This window comes from Pannonibacter phragmitetus, assembly GCF_050510895.1.
GTDB classification, from domain to species: Bacteria; Pseudomonadota; Alphaproteobacteria; order Rhizobiales; family Stappiaceae; genus Pannonibacter; species Pannonibacter phragmitetus_B.
Genome location: NZ_JBNINT010000001.1, coordinates 977943 through 994395, shown reverse-complemented (window position 1 = coordinate 994395; position 16453 = coordinate 977943). Strand labels below are relative to the sequence as shown.

Annotated in this window: 9 protein-coding genes and 4 pseudogenes; all 13 read right to left on the bottom strand. The window is 62.4% G+C overall.

Going from position 1 to position 16453, the window contains the following annotated elements; translation table 11 throughout:
- Nucleotides 1-74: 74 nt before the first annotated feature.
- A pseudogene (gene recN / locus ACQB61_RS04640) lies at nt 75-1744 on the bottom strand (DNA repair protein RecN).
- Nucleotides 1745-1780: 36 nt separating this feature from the next.
- Nucleotides 1781-2632, bottom strand: a complete 852-nt coding sequence (locus ACQB61_RS04635) for an outer membrane protein assembly factor BamD (RefSeq protein WP_430514295.1) — start codon at nt 2630-2632, stop codon at nt 1781-1783.
- Between the two features lie 217 nt (nt 2633-2849).
- A pseudogene (gene lpxC, locus ACQB61_RS04630) lies at nt 2850-3804 on the bottom strand (UDP-3-O-acyl-N-acetylglucosamine deacetylase).
- 259 nt (nt 3805-4063) lie between these two features.
- Nucleotides 4064-5863: a cell division protein FtsZ gene (gene ftsZ / locus ACQB61_RS04625; RefSeq protein WP_430511684.1), complete on the bottom strand. Its 1800-nt coding sequence runs from the start codon at nt 5861-5863 to the stop codon at nt 4064-4066.
- 103 nt (nt 5864-5966) lie between these two features.
- A complete protein-coding gene (gene ftsA / locus ACQB61_RS04620) occupies nt 5967-7214 on the bottom strand; it encodes a cell division protein FtsA (protein ID WP_430511683.1) in 1248 nt (415 codons plus the stop codon).
- Between the two features lie 64 nt (nt 7215-7278).
- Nucleotides 7279-7908: a cell division protein FtsQ/DivIB gene (locus tag ACQB61_RS04615; protein ID WP_430511682.1), complete on the bottom strand. Its 630-nt coding sequence runs from the start codon at nt 7906-7908 to the stop codon at nt 7279-7281.
- A 273-nt stretch (nt 7909-8181) separates the two neighbouring features.
- Complete coding sequence (locus ACQB61_RS04610) at nt 8182-9108, bottom strand: D-alanine--D-alanine ligase (RefSeq protein WP_430514294.1); 927 nt, start codon at nt 9106-9108, stop codon at nt 8182-8184.
- Between the two features lie 197 nt (nt 9109-9305).
- The gene (gene murB / locus ACQB61_RS04605) at nt 9306-10259 is read right to left on the bottom strand and encodes a UDP-N-acetylmuramate dehydrogenase (protein WP_430514293.1); all 954 of its coding nucleotides are present in this window, start codon (nt 10257-10259) and stop codon (nt 9306-9308) included.
- Nucleotides 10260-10274: 15 nt separating this feature from the next.
- Nucleotides 10275-11670, bottom strand: a pseudogene (gene murC, locus ACQB61_RS04600) (UDP-N-acetylmuramate--L-alanine ligase); the annotation flags it as partial.
- Complete coding sequence (gene murG, locus ACQB61_RS04595; RefSeq protein ID WP_430511681.1) at nt 11667-12785, bottom strand: undecaprenyldiphospho-muramoylpentapeptide beta-N-acetylglucosaminyltransferase; 1119 nt, start codon at nt 12783-12785, stop codon at nt 11667-11669. The gene murG and the pseudogene murC, both read right to left, overlap by 4 nt.
- Nucleotides 12782-13953 (bottom strand): annotated as a pseudogene (gene ftsW / locus ACQB61_RS04590) (putative lipid II flippase FtsW). The gene murG and the pseudogene ftsW overlap by 4 nt, the downstream one beginning before the upstream one ends.
- Nucleotides 13953-15353 (bottom strand): UDP-N-acetylmuramoyl-L-alanine--D-glutamate ligase, encoded by a 1401-nt coding sequence (murD, locus tag ACQB61_RS04585; protein WP_430511680.1) that lies wholly within the window; start codon nt 15351-15353, stop codon nt 13953-13955. Before murD ends, ftsW begins: the two are co-directional and overlap by 1 nt.
- Before the next feature lie 7 nt (nt 15354-15360).
- On the bottom strand, nt 15361-16446 hold the full coding sequence (mraY, locus tag ACQB61_RS04580; protein ID WP_430511679.1) for a phospho-N-acetylmuramoyl-pentapeptide-transferase: 1086 nt from the start codon (nt 16444-16446) through the stop codon (nt 15361-15363).
- Nucleotides 16447-16453 lie beyond the last annotated feature (7 nt).

The window sequence follows — 16453 nt, the reverse complement described above, 5'->3', positions numbered from 1 at the left end:
GACAAGACACTCCAAATCAGGTGAAATCCCCCGCACCTGATTTTCATGGCCCACGCTCCACGCAAGCCCCCAACTCAGCCCGGAGCGTGGGCCATGAGCTTTTCAGCCGCCGCACGGGCTTCATCCGTAATGACGCTGCCAGCCAGCATCCGGGCGATCTCCTCGCGCCGGTGCGCGTCATCAATCGCCGTGATACGCGTGGCGACCCGGTCTTCGGCGACTGCTTCCTTCGAAATCAGCAAGTGACCATTGGCGCGGGCAGCCACCTGCGGCGCATGGGTCACTGTCAGCACCTGAACCGACCGGGCCAGACGGGCCAGACGCATACCGATGGCCTCGGCCACCGCACCGCCAACGCCCGTATCAATCTCGTCAAACACCAGCGCCGGCACCGAACCGCTGTCGGCCAGCGACACCTTCAGCGCCAGCAGGAAGCGGGAAAGCTCTCCACCGGAGGCAACCTTCATCATCGGGCCGGGGCGTGTGCCGGGGTTGGTCTGCACCCAGAACTCCACCGTATCAACGCCGTTTGCCGACCGGTTCTCCGGGTCGCTGGTCATTTCGACGATAAAGCGCGCCCGCTCAAGCTTCAGGGCCGGAAGCTCGGCGGCAACGGCAGCCTCCAGAGCACGGGCAGCATTGGCGCGGCGGGCGGACAGTTTCGCCGCCAGACCATCAAAGGCCTTGCGCGCCGTGTCAGCCGCAGCAGCCAGCGCATCCAGCTTCTCCTCACCTGCATCAAGGTCGTTGAGGTCTGCCGCCATCTTCTGGCGCAAGGCCGGAAGCTCATCCACCTGGACTGAGAACTTGCGTGCTGCAGCACGAAGGGCAAACAGCCGCTCTTCCGCAGCTTCCAGCTCCCGCGGGTCAAAGTCGGTCTCACGGATTGCAGTCTCAAGGCCTGAGCGGGCTTCCTCAAGATTGTCCAAGGCAGTTGCCAGAGCCGCCACAGGGCCAGACAAAGCTTCGGCGCCTGATCGGCCTTGCGTTCGAGACGGCGCAGCAGGCTGGAAAGTTCCGGGATGGGCGAAGCGCCGCCATTCAGCGTCTCGTAGGCTTCATTGAGGTCGGTGGCGATCTTTTCCACCTGCATCATTTCGGCACGGCGCATGGCCAGCGCGTCTTCCTCGCCCTGCTTCGGATCCAGTCTTTTCAGCTCATCAACGGCTGAGCGCAGGAAATCAGCCTCCCGGCGGGCCGCGTCGATGCGGGCCTTGTGGTCACGCAGCGCCTTCTCTGCCTTGCGATAGGAGGCATAAGCGGCCTCAACGGCCGCCAATTCGCCCTGCAGCACGCCAAAGGCATCCAGCAGCTGCCGGTGGCTTTCCGGATCCACAAGCGCCCGCTCGTCATGCTGTCCATGCACCTCGACCAGCATTTGCCCTGCCTGCCGCAGCAGGCCGACGCTGACGGGCTGATCGTTGATGAAGGCACGGCTGCGGCCATCGGCCGTCTGGATACGGCGCAAAATGACATCACCATCGTCGGGCACGTCATTCTCACGCAGCAAGGAGCGCACAGGGTGGGCACCGGCGACATCGAAGACGGCAACCACCTGCCCCTGCGCCTCACCATGGCGCACAAGGCCAGCGTCGCCCCGCCCGCCGAGGGCAAGGGTAAGCGCGTCGAGAAGAATGGACTTGCCCGCACCGGTTTCACCGGTGAGCACAGTCATACCGCCGGAAAACTCGATGTCGAGCCGGTCGATGAGGACGATATCGCGAATGGACAGCGTCGCCAGCATGTGAAATTGCCCCGCCCTGATGACCCGGTATCCGGATCAGAACACATTCACCCCCTGGAAGGCGCGGCTGATCCAGCTCGACTTGTTCTCGGAAGGCTCATATCCGCCCTTCTGCAACAGCGAGAAAGCGTCCTTGTACCACTGGCTGTCAGGATAGTTGTGACCGAGAATAGCCGCAGCGGTCTGCGCCTCGTTCACCACACCCAGCGCGTAATAGCCTTCGGTCAGACGGAAGAGAGCTTCCTCGACGTGGCGGGTGGTCTGATAATTGATCACCACCGTCTTGAACCGGTTGATGGCCGCAATGTAGTTGCGCTTCTCAAGATAGAAGCGGCCCACCTGCATTTCCTTGCCTGCAAGCTGGTCTTCCGCCATCAGCAGCTTGGCCTTGGCATCCGCCGTGTACTCGCTGTCGGGATAACGCTGGATCAGCTCACTGAAGGTCTGTGCGGCCTGTTCGGTGATCTTCTGGTCGCGGGTGATGTCCGGAATCTGACGCTGATAGGACTGCCCCTTCAGATACAGCGCGTAAGCTGCATCCTCACTGCCCGGGTAAAGCGTGATGAAGCGGTCTGCAGCATTGATCGTCTCGGCGTAGCGGCCCAGCGAAAAATTGATGTAGGCGAGGTTGATCAGCGATTTCCGGGCATATTCGGAATAGGGATAGACCTTGTCTACCTCGGAGAACTTCTTGCCGGCATCACTCAGGCGGCCTGCATTGCGCAGCGCCAGGCCCTCGTTGAACAGCACTTCGGCCGGGGTGTCGTCCAGCGCCAGGTCGTCATCGTCCTTGGATGCGCAAGCTGACAGGGTCAATGCACATACCAGCATGATCGAGCCAAGAAGGGCAGTCTTTCTGCCGGAACGCTTGCCAGCCTCTGTTGCCATGTTTCGCAGCACGCCTCACCACTCCTTGCCCGAGTTATGCATGAGCCCCCTGCCCAGGGGCCACAGTCCGGTTACCAAACACGTTCCACGCTAAGGCTTTTAGCGGAACCGGACGGCATTCGTCACGCCGTGTGTCGTCTTTTTTGAGCTTTTTGTGACCGTAGACAAAGAGCGGGCGCCTCTCGGGCGCCCATACTCGAATGACTTGTGCAAAAACTCAGGAAACCTCAGGGCCGAAGGCCGCTGCAGCCAGCCCGGAACGCTCAACATTGCCATGTTCGCGCCATGCCGGAGCCTCGACAATTTCGAACGCATCCTGCCCTGCCTTGCTGAACAGTTCAGCCAGAATGGCCACATTCATGCGGTGACCAGCCTTGTAGGAGCGGTAAAGACCGAGAATCGGCAGACCGGCCAACGCCAGATCACCAACTGCATCCAGCGTCTTGTGACGGACGAACTCGTCAGCCCAGCGGGTGCCTTCCGGGTTGAGCACCCGGTCACCGGCAACGGCGACGGAATTCTCCAGCGAAGAGCCGCGGGCAAAGCCCATCGCCCACAGCTTCTCGACTTCCTTGACCTGACCAAAGGTGCGGGCACGCGAAACTTCCTTGCGGAACACATCCGGCGTCATGTCGCTGGCAAAGGTCTGACGGCCGATCAACGGCGTCTCGAATTCGATGGTCACTTCGAAACGGGTGCCGGAATAGGGCAGAAGCTCGCACCAGGCACCATTCTGCTCAAAGCGAACGGGCTTCTTGATTCTGCAGATAGCGGCGGCCACGGTCGAGGCGCTTGAGGCCAACCTGATCGATGGCCTCCACGAAGGCAGCCGCACTGCCATCCATGATCGGCATTTCCGGGCCGTCCATTTCGACGATGACATTGTCAACGCCGAGGCCGCGCAGCGCAGCCATCAGATGCTCGACCGTGGACACGCCGTTGCGGGCCGGGTCAGCCATGACGGTGCAGAGTGCCGTTGCCGTCACATGATCCCAGCGGCCGGGAATGTCCGTCTGCAGGTCGTCACTCACGTCCGTGCGGTGAAAGACAATACCCGTTCCAGCATCTGCGGGCAGAAGGGTCACCGAGGCCGGCGTACCCGAATGAACGCCAATACCTGTCAGTGTCACCTGATCCGCCACAGTGGTCTGGAAATCAAGACGGTTGGTCATTCGGGTCTGCCTATGCCGGTTTCGCGGTCAAAGTGTCATTCCGAAAACTGAAATGACTTTAGCTACCGCGCATTAACGCTTCTGGAACTGGCAGCACAATACCCCCCAAGCGTCATGTCAGAAATAAAGCTTTATTACGGTTTGTAACGCGAACTCAGGCACCAACATATTGAATCTACAACGGAACCCTCCAGACACACGGAAACGGCCTGACACATTGTGTGTCAGGCCGTCCAAGGGAAGAAGGGTCAGGAGCGACTCAGTTCGACTGACGGCGCAGGAACGCCGGGATCTCGAGCTGGTCTTCCTCGCTGTGCACCTGCGGACGCGCCGGAGCGCGGCCCTGCATGTCGAGCTGACCGGCAGCGCCAGCCGGGCGGCCCTGCTGAGCAGGGGCCATCTGCGGCATGCGCGGAGCCGGACGCATCTGCGGCTGGGGAGCAGCAGCCGGAGCACGCGGGGTCATGACGGGAGCTGCCTCATGCGCGGCATGCTCTTCATGATCTTCGCGGCGGGACAGACCGCTGGCCAGACGGCGCAGCAGACCCATCGGGCGGCGGTCATCGCCATGCTCTTCCATGTCGAGCGCAGGCGCAGCCATCGGCTGCGGCGCGGGAGCGGGAGCCGCCGGGGCAACAGCTTCGGGGCGCTGCGGCTGGCGGGCCATCAGCTCACGCTGGGCGATCGGCGGGAAGTCTTCCACGCGCGGCATACGCGGAGCAGCCATCGGCTGTTCAGCTGCCGGGGTCTCGAACGGAACGGCGGCCTGGACTGGCTGCTGAACCATTGGCTGCATCGGAGCTGCCGGAATTTCGGCCTGAACCGGAGCGGGGATTACGGCTTCGGTTGCGGGACGAAAGGATTTGGCTTCCACAGCCTCGCTCACCTGAGCGGCCGGAGCCGGCTCATTGATCGCCAGTTCACGCTCAAGGCTGGCCAGAGCGCGGGAAGCTGCATCCTGCTGGAAGCTGGTCACGGCCGGACGCTCAACGGGACGCTCAGGCTGACGCGGAGCGGTGTTGACGACCGGGCGGGAGACGGGCTCGGTCTTCGGGGCCGGAATGGCCTCGAATTCACCGTTTCCCATCAGCAGTTCCTTGTCGATGCCGGTGGCGACGACGGAGACGCGGATGATGCCGTCCATGCTTTCATCGAAGGTCGCGCCCAGGATGATGTTGGCGTCGGCGTCCACTTCCTCGCGGATGCGGGTGGCAGCTTCATCAACTTCGAACAGGGTCAGATCGTTACCGCCCGTGATCGAGATGAGCAGGCCCTTGGCACCCTTCATCGAGGTCTCATCGAGCAGCGGGTTGGCAATGGCAGCTTCAGCCGCCTGTTGGGCGCGGTTCTCGCCCGATGCCTCGCCGGTGCCCATCATCGCCTTGCCCATGCCGCGCATGATCGAGCGCACGTCGGCAAAGTCGAGGTTGATGAGACCTTCCTTGACCATCAGGTCGGTGATGCAGGCCACGCCCGAGTAGAGCACCTGGTCAGCCATCGCAAATGCGTCGGCGAAGGTGGTCTGGGCATTGGCGATGCGGAACAGGTTCTGGTTCGGAATGACGATCAGAGTATCGACATTGCGCTGCAGTTCCTGGATGCCTGCTTCGGCGATGCGCATGCGGCGCGCACCTTCGAACTGGAACGGTTTGGTCACCACACCTACCGTCAGTATACCCTGGGCGCGAGCCGCCCGGGCGATAACGGGGGCAGCGCCCGTACCGGTGCCACCGCCCATGCCGGCGGTGATGAACACCATGTGCGAGCCGGACAGGTGGTCGTTGATTTCGTCGATAACCTCTTCAGCAGCAGCGCTGCCGACTTCCGGCTGAGAGCCGGCGCCGAGGCCTTCGGTCACAGCCACGCCCATCTGGATCAGGCGTTCTGCGTGGTTCATGGCAAGAGCCTGCGCATCCGTGTTGGCTACGACAAAGTCGCAACCCTGCAGGCCGGCCGTGATCATGTTGTTGACGGCGTTTCCGCCCGCGCCGCCGACGCCGAAAACCGTGATCCGCGGCTTCAGCTCCTGAATGTCGGGCATCTTCAGGTTGATGGTCATTCTATCCTCGCGACCCTAAAAGGAACACCCGGTTCTCGGGGGCTCCGCATTCTTCCCTTTGAAGTTCGCCGTTTCCGGCAGTTTCCCTGACGCGGATGCCGCGTCAGAAGCTGTCCCTGATCCACTGGCCGACACGGGCCAGGTAACCCGTGCTGCCGCCCCATCCAGACCGCCTGTGTTTCGGTTGAAACTGTTCGATCTGGGAGACCTGCGGATAAATCAGCAACCCGACCGAGGCGGCGAAAGCCGGCCCCTTGGCTGCATCCGGCAGTCCGGCCACCCCGAGTGGCCGTCCGAGCCGGACATTGCGGCCGATGACACGGCGCGCAACTTCACTCAATCCCGTCAGCTGGCTCGCCCCGCCCGTGAGGACGATTTGCTTGCCGACGCGCCCGGCAAAACCGGAGGCCGTCAGCCTGTCACGGACCAGCTCCAGGATTTCCTCAACCCGCGGACGCACAACCCGGATAAGGGCCGAACGCGGGATCTGGTTCGGAAGGTCACCTTCCACCGGCGGGATCGTGAGCATCTCACGGTCATCCACGCTGGTCGGCAGGGCCGAACCATGAAGGGTCTTCAGACGCTCAGCGTCCGAAAGGCGCATGGCAAAAGCCCGCGCAATGTCAGTCGTCACATGCTGGCCGCCAACAGCGATGGCATCCAGATGCACCATCTGCCCCTCAACGAAGACGGACAGCGTCGTGGTGCCACCGCCCATGTCGACGCAGGCAACGCCCAGCTCAGCCTCATCATCCACGATCGTGGACAGGCCGCTGGCATAAGGCGTTGCCACCAGTGTCTCCACGTGCAGGTGGCCACGATTGATGCAAAGCTCGAGATTGCGGACCGGCGGCACCTCGGTGGTGACGACCTGCATGTCGACGCCCAGCTTCATGCCCAGCATGCCGCGCGGATCGCGGATGCCACGGTTGCCATCCAGCGAATAGGAGATCGGCAGCGCGTGATTGACAGCCCGGCCTTCCATGACCGTGTGCGAGGACCCGGCAACCAGAACACGCTGGATATCGGCTTCGCTCACGGCATCACCGGCCAGCGGCACGGTGGCGCTGAAGATCTCGCTCTGCAGGCGGCCGCAGCTGACGTTGGCGATGACGGATTCAACGGTCACGCCAGCCATGCGTTCGGCGGCATCCACGGCAAGGCGGATCGCCTGCTCGGCCGCATCCATGTCCACTACCACGCCGGACTTGATCCCGCGCGAGCGCTGGTAGCCGTAGCCCAGAACCTCGATGGCATGGGACCGGCCGGCCAGAACGGAACCTTCGGCACGCGGAGTCAGCTTGGCGATGAGGCAGCAGATCTTGGTAGAGCCCACATCAAGCACGGACATCACAACGGCGCGGCGCCCCGGAAGGGGCGCATGCGCGGCAGATAGAGGGTGGAACCGGTGCGGCTCATGTGTTGGCACCCCCTCTTGCAACTTTCTTGTTTCCATCCAGCGCCTCGCGGCGGCGCTGCGCGGCTTCATCCGTCAACCGCACCACCACACGGTCCGGCAGGCGCAGGTCGATGGCCGCAATGTCACGGGCCAGAATGGCGCTTTCCTTGTCCATCTTCACCAGAGCAGCCAGAGCCTTGGCCGGATCTTCTTCCGGCAGGCGGATTGTGATGCCGTTTTCGAGCATGAGATCCCAGCGGCGCTGACCGATGAGATACGCGGCGCGCACTCGCGGGCGCAGCTCAGGCTCGCTCTCAAGGGCCTTGAGGATTTCACCCGCACGGGTCTGAGCGCCGTAGTTCACCACCAGCAGCAGATTGGCGTAGCGCCCATCTACATCGTCGGTAATGACTTCACCCTGCTCGGTAACGATGGACACGGTGTTGCCGCGCTGCCAGAGAGCGTAAGGCACCCATTCGTCAATCGTGACCTTCACCGTATTCGGGTAAAGCTTCATGACCGAAGCGGACTTGACCCAGGGGTTCTGCTTCAGGCGTTCGCGCGCAGCATCTGCATCGAAGAGCACCAGCAGAATCACCTTCTTCGAGCGCGAGAGCATCGAGGATCTGGTATTCAGCCACTTCACGCTGACCAGACAGCTTCACAGCCTCAACACCAAGACCGGCTGCGCTGATGAGGGACTGCGCGACCATGCGCCCATGACCGCCCAGAATGACACCATACGTGATGGTGGCAGCCAGGAAGGCCACAGCAGATACAGTGCCAGTCCAGCGGGGCAGATCAGCGATCCAGCCCGCCTGCCGCCAGACAGGGCGGCGCCGCAGCCGCGGAACACCACGCCCGCGCGGCGCCAGCTCCGCTTCCAGCGGATAAGCACTTACTATCCCGGCTTTGCGCCTCAGCGACAGCAACTTGCGTCCTCCACCATCCAGGTGACGAGATCCCCGAAATCACGGCCGGCATGGGCGGCAAGCTCAGGAACCAGCGAGGTTGGGGTCATTCCAGGTTGAGTGTTAACTTCCAGGCAGATCAGGGTACCCGACCCATCCGGACGCTCATCGAAGCGGAAATCCGCCCTCGAAACACCCCGGCAGCCGAGCGCACGATGCGCTGTTAAGGTAAGTTTCTGTACTTCTTGGTAAATAAAGGGTGAAATTTTCGCAGGAAGGATGTGAACAGAGCCTCCTTCCGCATATTTCGCTTCAAAATCATAGAAACCGTGCCCTTTTGGCACAATGTCGATAACTCCAAGCACCTCATCTCCCATCACTGCGCAGGTCAGCTCGCGGCCAGGGATGTAGGTCTCGCACATCATTGTGTCGGGATATGGCCAGTCAGAGCGCGTCAGCTCCTGCGGCGGATGCGACTGGTCTTCCTTAACGATCAGCACGCCAAAGCTGGAGCCTTCGTTAATGGGCTTGATCACATAAGGCGGGCGCATCGGGTGCTCATTACCCACTTCCCGCCGGTTGATGATCAGATGCTCGGTCACCGGCACCCCATGCGCCGCCATCACGGCCTTGGCCTTGACCTTGTTCATGGCAAGGGCAGAAGCCATCACACCGGAATGCGTGTAGGGGATATTCATGATTTCGAGCAAACCCTGAATGCAGCCGTCCTCGCCGAAGGGGCCATGCAGGGCGTTGAAAGCCACATCCGGCTTCAGCTCAGCCAGACGATCAGCGATGGAACGATCAACATCCACGCGCGAAACCTTGAAACCGCGCGCTTCCAGCGCGTCGGCGCAGGCGTTACCGGACGAAAGGCTCACCGGCCTCTCATTCACCCAGCCACCCATCAGTACCGCGACATGCTTACCCGTCATTTCCACCGACTCACTCAGACAAACGTGAGCCCATAAGATGCTGCCCAAATTGGTAAGGAAACGTTAACCAAGCCGTTAAGGAATGTATTAACCCCCTGTTGCCTGCACTGTGTGATTCAAATGCAACAACAGCGGCAGCAGACGCGTCTGAGGCTGTGGAAATCCGGGGCAGGGCTGAATTCGCCCCGCCACTCCCCTCAATCCAGAAATGGGGTGATCGCCTCACCGGGCATGAACTGCCCAAGGCGCTTGATTTCCCATTCGAGTTCGACGCCCGAATGGTCACGCACGCGGCGGCGGACGGTTTCGCCCAGAAGCTCCAGATCGTGACCTGTCGCCGTGCCGGTGTTGATCATGAAATTGCAGTGCATTTCCGACATCTGCGCCCCGCCGACGGTCAGCCCGCGGCATCCCGCAGCGTCGATCACCTTCCAGGCAGAATTGCCCGGAGGGTTCTTGAAGGTGGAGCCGCCGGTCTTTTCACGGATCGGCTGAGCCCGCTCACGGTGGGCAACGACCTCGGCCATCTCAGCACGGATCTTCGCCTCATCCTCGACCGGGCCTTCAAAGACCGCACTGGTAAAGATCAGGCCGGGAGCTGCGGAACTGTGCCGGTAGGTGTAACCCATATCCGCATTGCTCAGCACATGACGCGAGCCCTTGCGGTCAATCGCGGTGACTTCCACCAGACGGTTGCAGGTTTCCGTGCCATGGGCTCCGGCGTTCATGCGCAGTGCGCCGCCGACGCCACCGGGAATGCCGGTGTAGAAGGAAAAGCCGCCGATTCCGGCTTCTGCCGCCGATTCCGCCAGCCGCTTGTCCGGCACGGCAGCGCCCGCACGGATGCGCCCGCCATCGAGCACCTCAACGGCACCGAAACCGCGCGCGCCAAGACGGATTACAACACCCTCGATGCCACCATCGCGCACCAGCAGGTTGGAACCGAGGCCGATGGTCAGAACCGGGATTTCCTCCGGCAGCACAGACAGGAACTGCGCCAGATCCTCTTCGTCCGCCGGCTGGAACAGCAGCTGCGCCGGTCCGCCTGCCCGCAGCCAGGTGACTGCGGACAGCGGCTGATTGGCCGTTAGCTTGCCGCGCAGCCCCTCAAGCCGGGAGCCAAGGCTTTCCAGAAGATCGGGAAAGCTCACGCCCTCTCCCTTGCCAAGGGCTTCCAGCTGGCCCGGCAGCGCATGCGCCCACTGGGTGATGTTGCCTGCCCCAAGGCAGACAACGTAATCGCCCGGCTTGGCGAGATCCGCGATGACACCGGCCAGAGCTTCCGGCCCCTCCAGCGCAATGGCGGAACGGTGGCCGTGGGTCTTGAGGTTGGAGACCAGGCTGTCCCGGTCAATGCCCGCGATGGGCTGCTCGCCTGCGGCATAGACCGGAGCCACGATCACCGTGTCCGCATCGTTGAAGCAGGTAGAGAAGTCCTCGAACAGGCTGGCGAGGCGGGTGTAGCGGTGCGGCTGCACCACGGCAACCACCCTGCCCTTTGCCGATTCACGCGCAGCCTTCAGCACGGCGCGGATTTCCACCGGATGGTGGCCGTAGTCATCGAAGAACTCGGCACCGTTCCAGCTGCCCGTGTGGGTGAAGCGGCGCTTGACGCCGCCAAAACCTGCAAGCCCCTTGCGGATGGCATCTGCTGAGATACCCAGCCGGTTTGCCACCGCAATGGCTGCCGTGGCATTGGAGATGTTGTGCAGACCCGGCATGGGCAGCATCAGATCATCAATCACTTCGCTTTCGCCTGACCGGCGGTTTTGCAGGATGACACGGAAGCGGGACTTCCCCCGCGATAGAAACATCCGCAAAGCGCACGTCTGCCTGCGGGTTGGTGCCATAGGTGACGATGCGCTTGTCCTCGATCTGGCCAACGAGCGTCTGCACTTCCGGGTGGTCAAGGCACATGACGGCAAAGCCGTAGAAAGGCACGTTCTCAACGAAGTGGCGGAAGGCCGCACGCACTCCGGCGAAATCGCCGTAATGGTCGAGATGCTCCGGGTCGATATTGGTGACGATGGCAATGTCGGCAGGCAGCTTGACGAAGGTGCCGTCGCTTTCGTCCGCTTCCACCACCATCCACTCGCCGTCACCCATACGGGCATTGGTGCCATAGGCGTTGATGATGCCGCCGTTGATCACGGTCGGGTCCATGCCGCCAGCCTCAAGCAGCGCTGCCACCAGTGAGGTAGTCGTCGTCTTGCCATGAGTGCCGCCGATGGCGATGGCCTGCTTGAAGCGCATCAGCTCTGCCAGCATTTCGGCGCGGCGGACCACCGGGATCAGCTTCTCGCGGGCGGCGATCAGCTCCGGATTGTCGCGCTTGATGGCGGAGGAAACGACCAGAACCTCGGCCCCGCCAAGGTTCTCCGCCTTGTGACCGATGAAGACCGGAATGCCCTTCTCGCGCAGGCGCAGCACATTGGCACTCTCGGACATGTCCGAGCCCTGAACGGTGTAACCGAGGGTATGCAGCACTTCGGCAATGCCGCTCATCCCGATGCCCCCGATGCCGACAAAATGCACCGGCCCCAATTCACGCGGCATCTTCATGCGCGGTCTCCTTTGTCTGTTGTGTATGCGCCAGCGGTCTCTTCCACCAGATCGGCAAGGCGGGCAACCGCATCGGGCTTGCCCTGCCCGCGCGCGGCGGCGGCGGCGGCTTGAAGGGTGGATGGCTCATCCATGAGCCGGGTGAGTTCTTCGGCAAGGCGCTGCGGCGTCAGGTCCTTCTGCGCCACCGGCCAGGCCCCGCCCACGGCTTCCAGCACCCGGGCATTGTTGCTCTGGTCCTGATCCAGCGCATTGGGCAGCGGCACGAGGATCGACGGGCGGCCAATGACGGACAACTCGCTGACGGAAGACGCGCCGGAGCGGCAGATGACGAGATGGGATGCGGCAATCCTCGCTGGCATGTCGCGGAAGAACGGCGCGAGCTCCGCCGAAAGCCCAAGCGCCTCGAACGCGGCTTTCACACGTTCCATGTCTTCTGGACGGCACTGCTGCACCAGCCTGAGCCGGGCGCGGTGTTCCGGGGACAGAAGCTTCACCGCTTCCGGCATGACATCGGAAAAGAAACGCGCCCCTTGCGAGCCGCCGAAGACCAGCAAGTGAAAAGCGCCGCCAGCCTGTGGCACCGCATAAGGCACGCTGGCAGCATCGACCACCGGCGGGCGCACGGGGTTGCCTGTCTCGCGGATCTTCGGGGCAACGGCTGCATCCGGATTGACCAGCGTCAGGCTGGTAGCCACACGGGTGACACCCTTGGCCAGCATCCGGTTGGCCCGGCCCATCACCGCATTGGCCTCATGCAAGATAGACGGCACGCCCGTCAGCCGCGCCGCCATCATCGGCGGAAAGGTGGGATATCCGCCGAAGCCAACCACAACGGCAGGCCTGATCTGCCGGATGACACGGCGGGCCTGCAACGTGCCACGGGCCAGGCTCAGAACCGTCTTGATCAGGGCAACAGGTGACTTCGAGCGCAAGGTCTCGGAGGCAATGATATGGACCTCCCGGGCCGGAAAGCTCGTTCCGTAGCGGTCGGCCCGCTCATCCGTCGCCAGATCGACAGTCCAGCCCCGACGCACCAGTTCATGCGCCAGCGCTTCGGCAGGGAACAGATGACCACCGGTTCCGCCGGCAGTCAGGAGAACGGTCTTGCTCATTGAATACCCGGCTGGATGATCTGCGAGGGCTGTACGCGGGCAACCGTCACTCTGTCGCTGTGCAGAGGCCGCGGCTTGCGGCGTGACAGGGCCAGAATGAAGCCCGCCGTCAGCGCCGTCGAAAGCAACGACGAACCGCCGTAGGAAATGAAGGGCAGCGTCATGCCCTTGGCGGGCATGAGGTTGAGGTTCACCATCAGGTTGATCGTCGCCTGCAGGCCGAACATGATCGTAAGCCCAGCCGTCGCCAACCGCGAAAAAGCATCCTGATCCCGGCCCGCATTACGCAGACCACGCAGGATGATAAAGGCGAAGAGCGAGACAAGCAGCATGCAAACGATGATGCCGAATTCCTCAGCCACCACGGCAAAGATGAAATCGGTGTGACTGTCCGGCAGGCCGCGCTTGACGATGCCCTCGCCCGGCCCCTTGCCAAACCAGCCGCCGGACAGAAATGCCTCACGTGCCCGGTCGATCTGGTAGGTATCGCCGGATTCTGGATCAAGGAAGCGGTTCACACGTGCTGTCACGTGCGGCAGCATGAAATAGGCCGATGTCAGCCCGGCAACACCCAAGCCCCCAGGGCTATAATGGCGATCCACGGCAGGCCGTTCATGAAGAACAAGCCGCCCCAGACCAAGCCGATCAGCATGGTCTGACCGAAATCTGGCTGCGCAACCAGCAGTGCCGCACACATGACAAACAGCAAGGCGGAGAGCACCATGCCCGGCACCTCGCGCCGCCGCCCGCTTTCCGACAGAAGGAAGGCGACCAGAACGACGAAGGCAGGCTTGAGGAACTCGGAGGGCTGAACCGAAAAACCGGCGATGTTGATCCAGCGCCGGGCGCCCTTCACTTCAGCGCCGACAAACAGCGTGGCCACAAGAAGCGCAAGCGACACGCAAAAGAGCAGCAAGGCTCCCCGGCGCACCATTCGCGGTGACATCAGAGACACGCTGAACAGCACGATTAGCGCCAGAGGCAGGAACATGGCTTGCCGCTTGACGAAATAATAGCTTTCAACACCGATGCGCTCGGCCACAGGAGGGCTCGCGGCAAAGGACAGCACCACGCCGCCGATCATGAGCAGGACGAAAAGCGCGAGAAGAATGTGGTCAACCGTCCACAGCCACTCCGCCAGAACACCACGATCAGCGCGAGAAACCATCAGGCATCCTCCGTCTTTTCCGGCACCGTCAGCAGCGCCTGGACACTTGCGGCAAACGCATCACCACGCACTTCAAAATTCGGATACTGATCAAACGACGCACAGGCCGGGGACAGCATGACGACCTTTTCGGACTGCGGGTCGAGCGCAGCATCCGCCGCAGCCCGCTGCACCGCAACGTCCAGCGTGCCGCTGATCTCGTAGGGTACCTTACCGTCCAGCGTGCGGGCAAACTCCTCGGCAGCCTCGCCGATCAGATAAGCCCGGACAATACGCGGGAAGAACTCGCCCAGCGGCTCGATACCACCCGACTTCGGCTTGCCGCCTGCGATCCAGTAAAGCCGGGGATAGCTCGCCAGCGCCCAGGCCGTGGCATCGGCATTGGTCGCCTTGCTGTCGTTGACGAAAAGCGTGCCTTCATGGCGGGCGATGATCTGCATCCGGTGCTTGAGGCCGGGGAAGCTCTCCAGTCCGGCAGCCAGTTCCTGGGGCATCACACCAAGCGACAGCAGGGCTGCACAGGCCGCTGCCGCGTTCTGTGCATTGTGCTGGCCCCGCAGAGACGGCGCACGCGACAAATCAGCAATGACGGTTTCCGTACCATTGTCAGCGCAGATCAGCAGGCCATCACGGGCAAAGACGCCATGTTTCTGTGTCTGATAACCGGAAATGCGGCGCACATCGTGCCCGGCAGCTTCCAGCCGGTCGGCAATGGCAGCACTCATTTCGTCATCCACGCCGACGACCGCCGTACGGGCAGCTGCAACCAGCCGCTCCTTGATGCCGGCATAGTTCTCCATGGTCCCGTGCCGGTCGAGATGATCCGGTGACAGGTTCATGTGAATGCCGGCCGTAGGGGCGAGACCGGGGGCAAGGTCGATCTGATAGGACGAGCACTCGATGACATAATGCCGGTCGACCGCGAGCGGGGCGAGGTCGAACACCGGTGTCCCGATGTTGCCGCCCATCTGCACATCACGGCCCAGCGACTTCAGCAGATGCGCCGTCAGGGCCGTGGTGGTGGACTTGCCATTGGTACCGGTGATGCAGATCAAGGGCGCATCGGGGCAGACGAGCGCACGCTCACGGGCGAACAGTTCGATATCGCCGATGACTTCGACGCCCGCTTCCCGCGCCAGCGCCACCGTCCAGTGCGGTTCGGGATGTGTCAGCGGCACGCCGGGAGACAGCACGAGGGCTGACAGGCCGTGCCAGTCGAGCTCTGCCAGATCGCGGGCCTCGAGGCCTTTGGAGCGCGCAAGATCATTGCGCGCGGGCGCGTCGTCCCAGACGGTGACATGCGCACCGCCAGCCTTCAGTGCCAGCGCACTGGAGAGGCCCGAGCCGCCAAGCCCGAAGAGCGCTATCCTTTTTCCCTTGAAACAGGTGACCGGGATCATGACCGCCTCACCTCAGCTTCAGAGTGGCAAGGCCGACAAGTGCGAGAACCACGGCGATGATCCAGAAGCGGATCACCACCTGAGACTCGGTCCAGCCCAGCTGCTCGAAATGATGATGAATCGGCGCCATGCGGAACACACGTTTGCCAGTCATCTTGAAGGACGCCACCTGCACGATCACGGACACGGCCTCCAGCACGAACAGCCCGCCAACGATGGCAAGCACGATCTCGTGCTTGGTCACGACGGCGATGGCGCCAATCATGCCGCCGAGCGACAGCGAACCCGTGTCACCCATGAAGATGGCCGCCGGCGGCGCGTTGAACCAGAGGAAGCCAAGCCCTGCACCAATCACCGCACCGCAGATGACCGCAAGCTCGCCCGTGCCTGGCACGTGGTGGATCTGCAGATATTCGGCAAAGACCGCGTTGCCCGAAAGATAGGCGATGAGCGCAAATGTAGCCGAGGCGATCATCACTGGCACAATGGCCAGCCCATCCAGCCCGTCTGTCAGGTTCACCGCGTTACCGGCTCCGACAATGACGAAGGCAGCGAAGGGGATGAAGAAGATGCCAAGGTTGAGCAGCAGGTCCTTCACGAAGGGGAAGGAGATGGACGTGGCAAAGGTGCCCTTGTCCAGCATGGCCACGGCCAGGGCCGCTCCGCCTGCAATCAGAAACTCGATACCAAGCCGGGCCTTGCCGCTGAAGCCCTTGTGTGTCGCCTTCGTGACCTTCAGATAGTCATCATAAAAGCCGATGGCGCCGAAACCGACGGTGACCCAAAGCACGATCCAGACATAGGGATTGCGCAGGTCCGCCCACAGCAGTGTGGAGACGATGAGCCCGGAGAGGATCATCAGCCCGCCCATGGTCGGCGTGCCCTTCTTGGTCAGAAGGTGGCTCTGCGGCCCGTCTTCACGGATGGGCTGGCCCTTGCCCTGGCGCAGGCGCAAGCCCGCAATGATGCGCGGCCCGAACAGGAACACGAAAAACAGCGCCGTCATGATGGCACCGCCCGTGCGGAAGGTGATGTACTTGAAGACGTTCAGCGCAGAAATCTGGCCGGACAGTTCACCGAGAAGATAGAACATTTGGATT

Bases quoted from the DNA above. Each gene is read 5' to 3' on its own strand.
- ACQB61_RS04635 (WP_430514295.1), bottom strand. From the start codon at position 2,632: ATGGCAACAGAGGCTGGCAAGCGTTCCGGCAGAAAGACTGCCCTTCTT.
- ftsZ (WP_430511684.1), bottom strand. From the start codon at position 5,863: ATGACCATCAACCTGAAGATGCCCGACATTCAGGAGCTGAAGCCGCGG.
- ftsA (WP_430511683.1), bottom strand. From the start codon at position 7,214: ATGTCCGTGCTTGATGTGGGCTCTACCAAGATCTGCTGCCTCATCGCC.
- ACQB61_RS04610 (WP_430514294.1), bottom strand. From the start codon at position 9,108: ATGACGGGTAAGCATGTCGCGGTACTGATGGGTGGCTGGGTGAATGAG.
- murG (WP_430511681.1), bottom strand. From the start codon at position 12,785: ATGAGCAAGACCGTTCTCCTGACTGCCGGCGGAACCGGTGGTCATCTG.
- murD (WP_430511680.1), bottom strand. From the start codon at position 15,353: ATGATCCCGGTCACCTGTTTCAAGGGAAAAAGGATAGCGCTCTTCGGG.
- mraY (WP_430511679.1), bottom strand. From the start codon at position 16,446: ATGTTCTATCTTCTCGGTGAACTGTCCGGCCAGATTTCTGCGCTGAAC.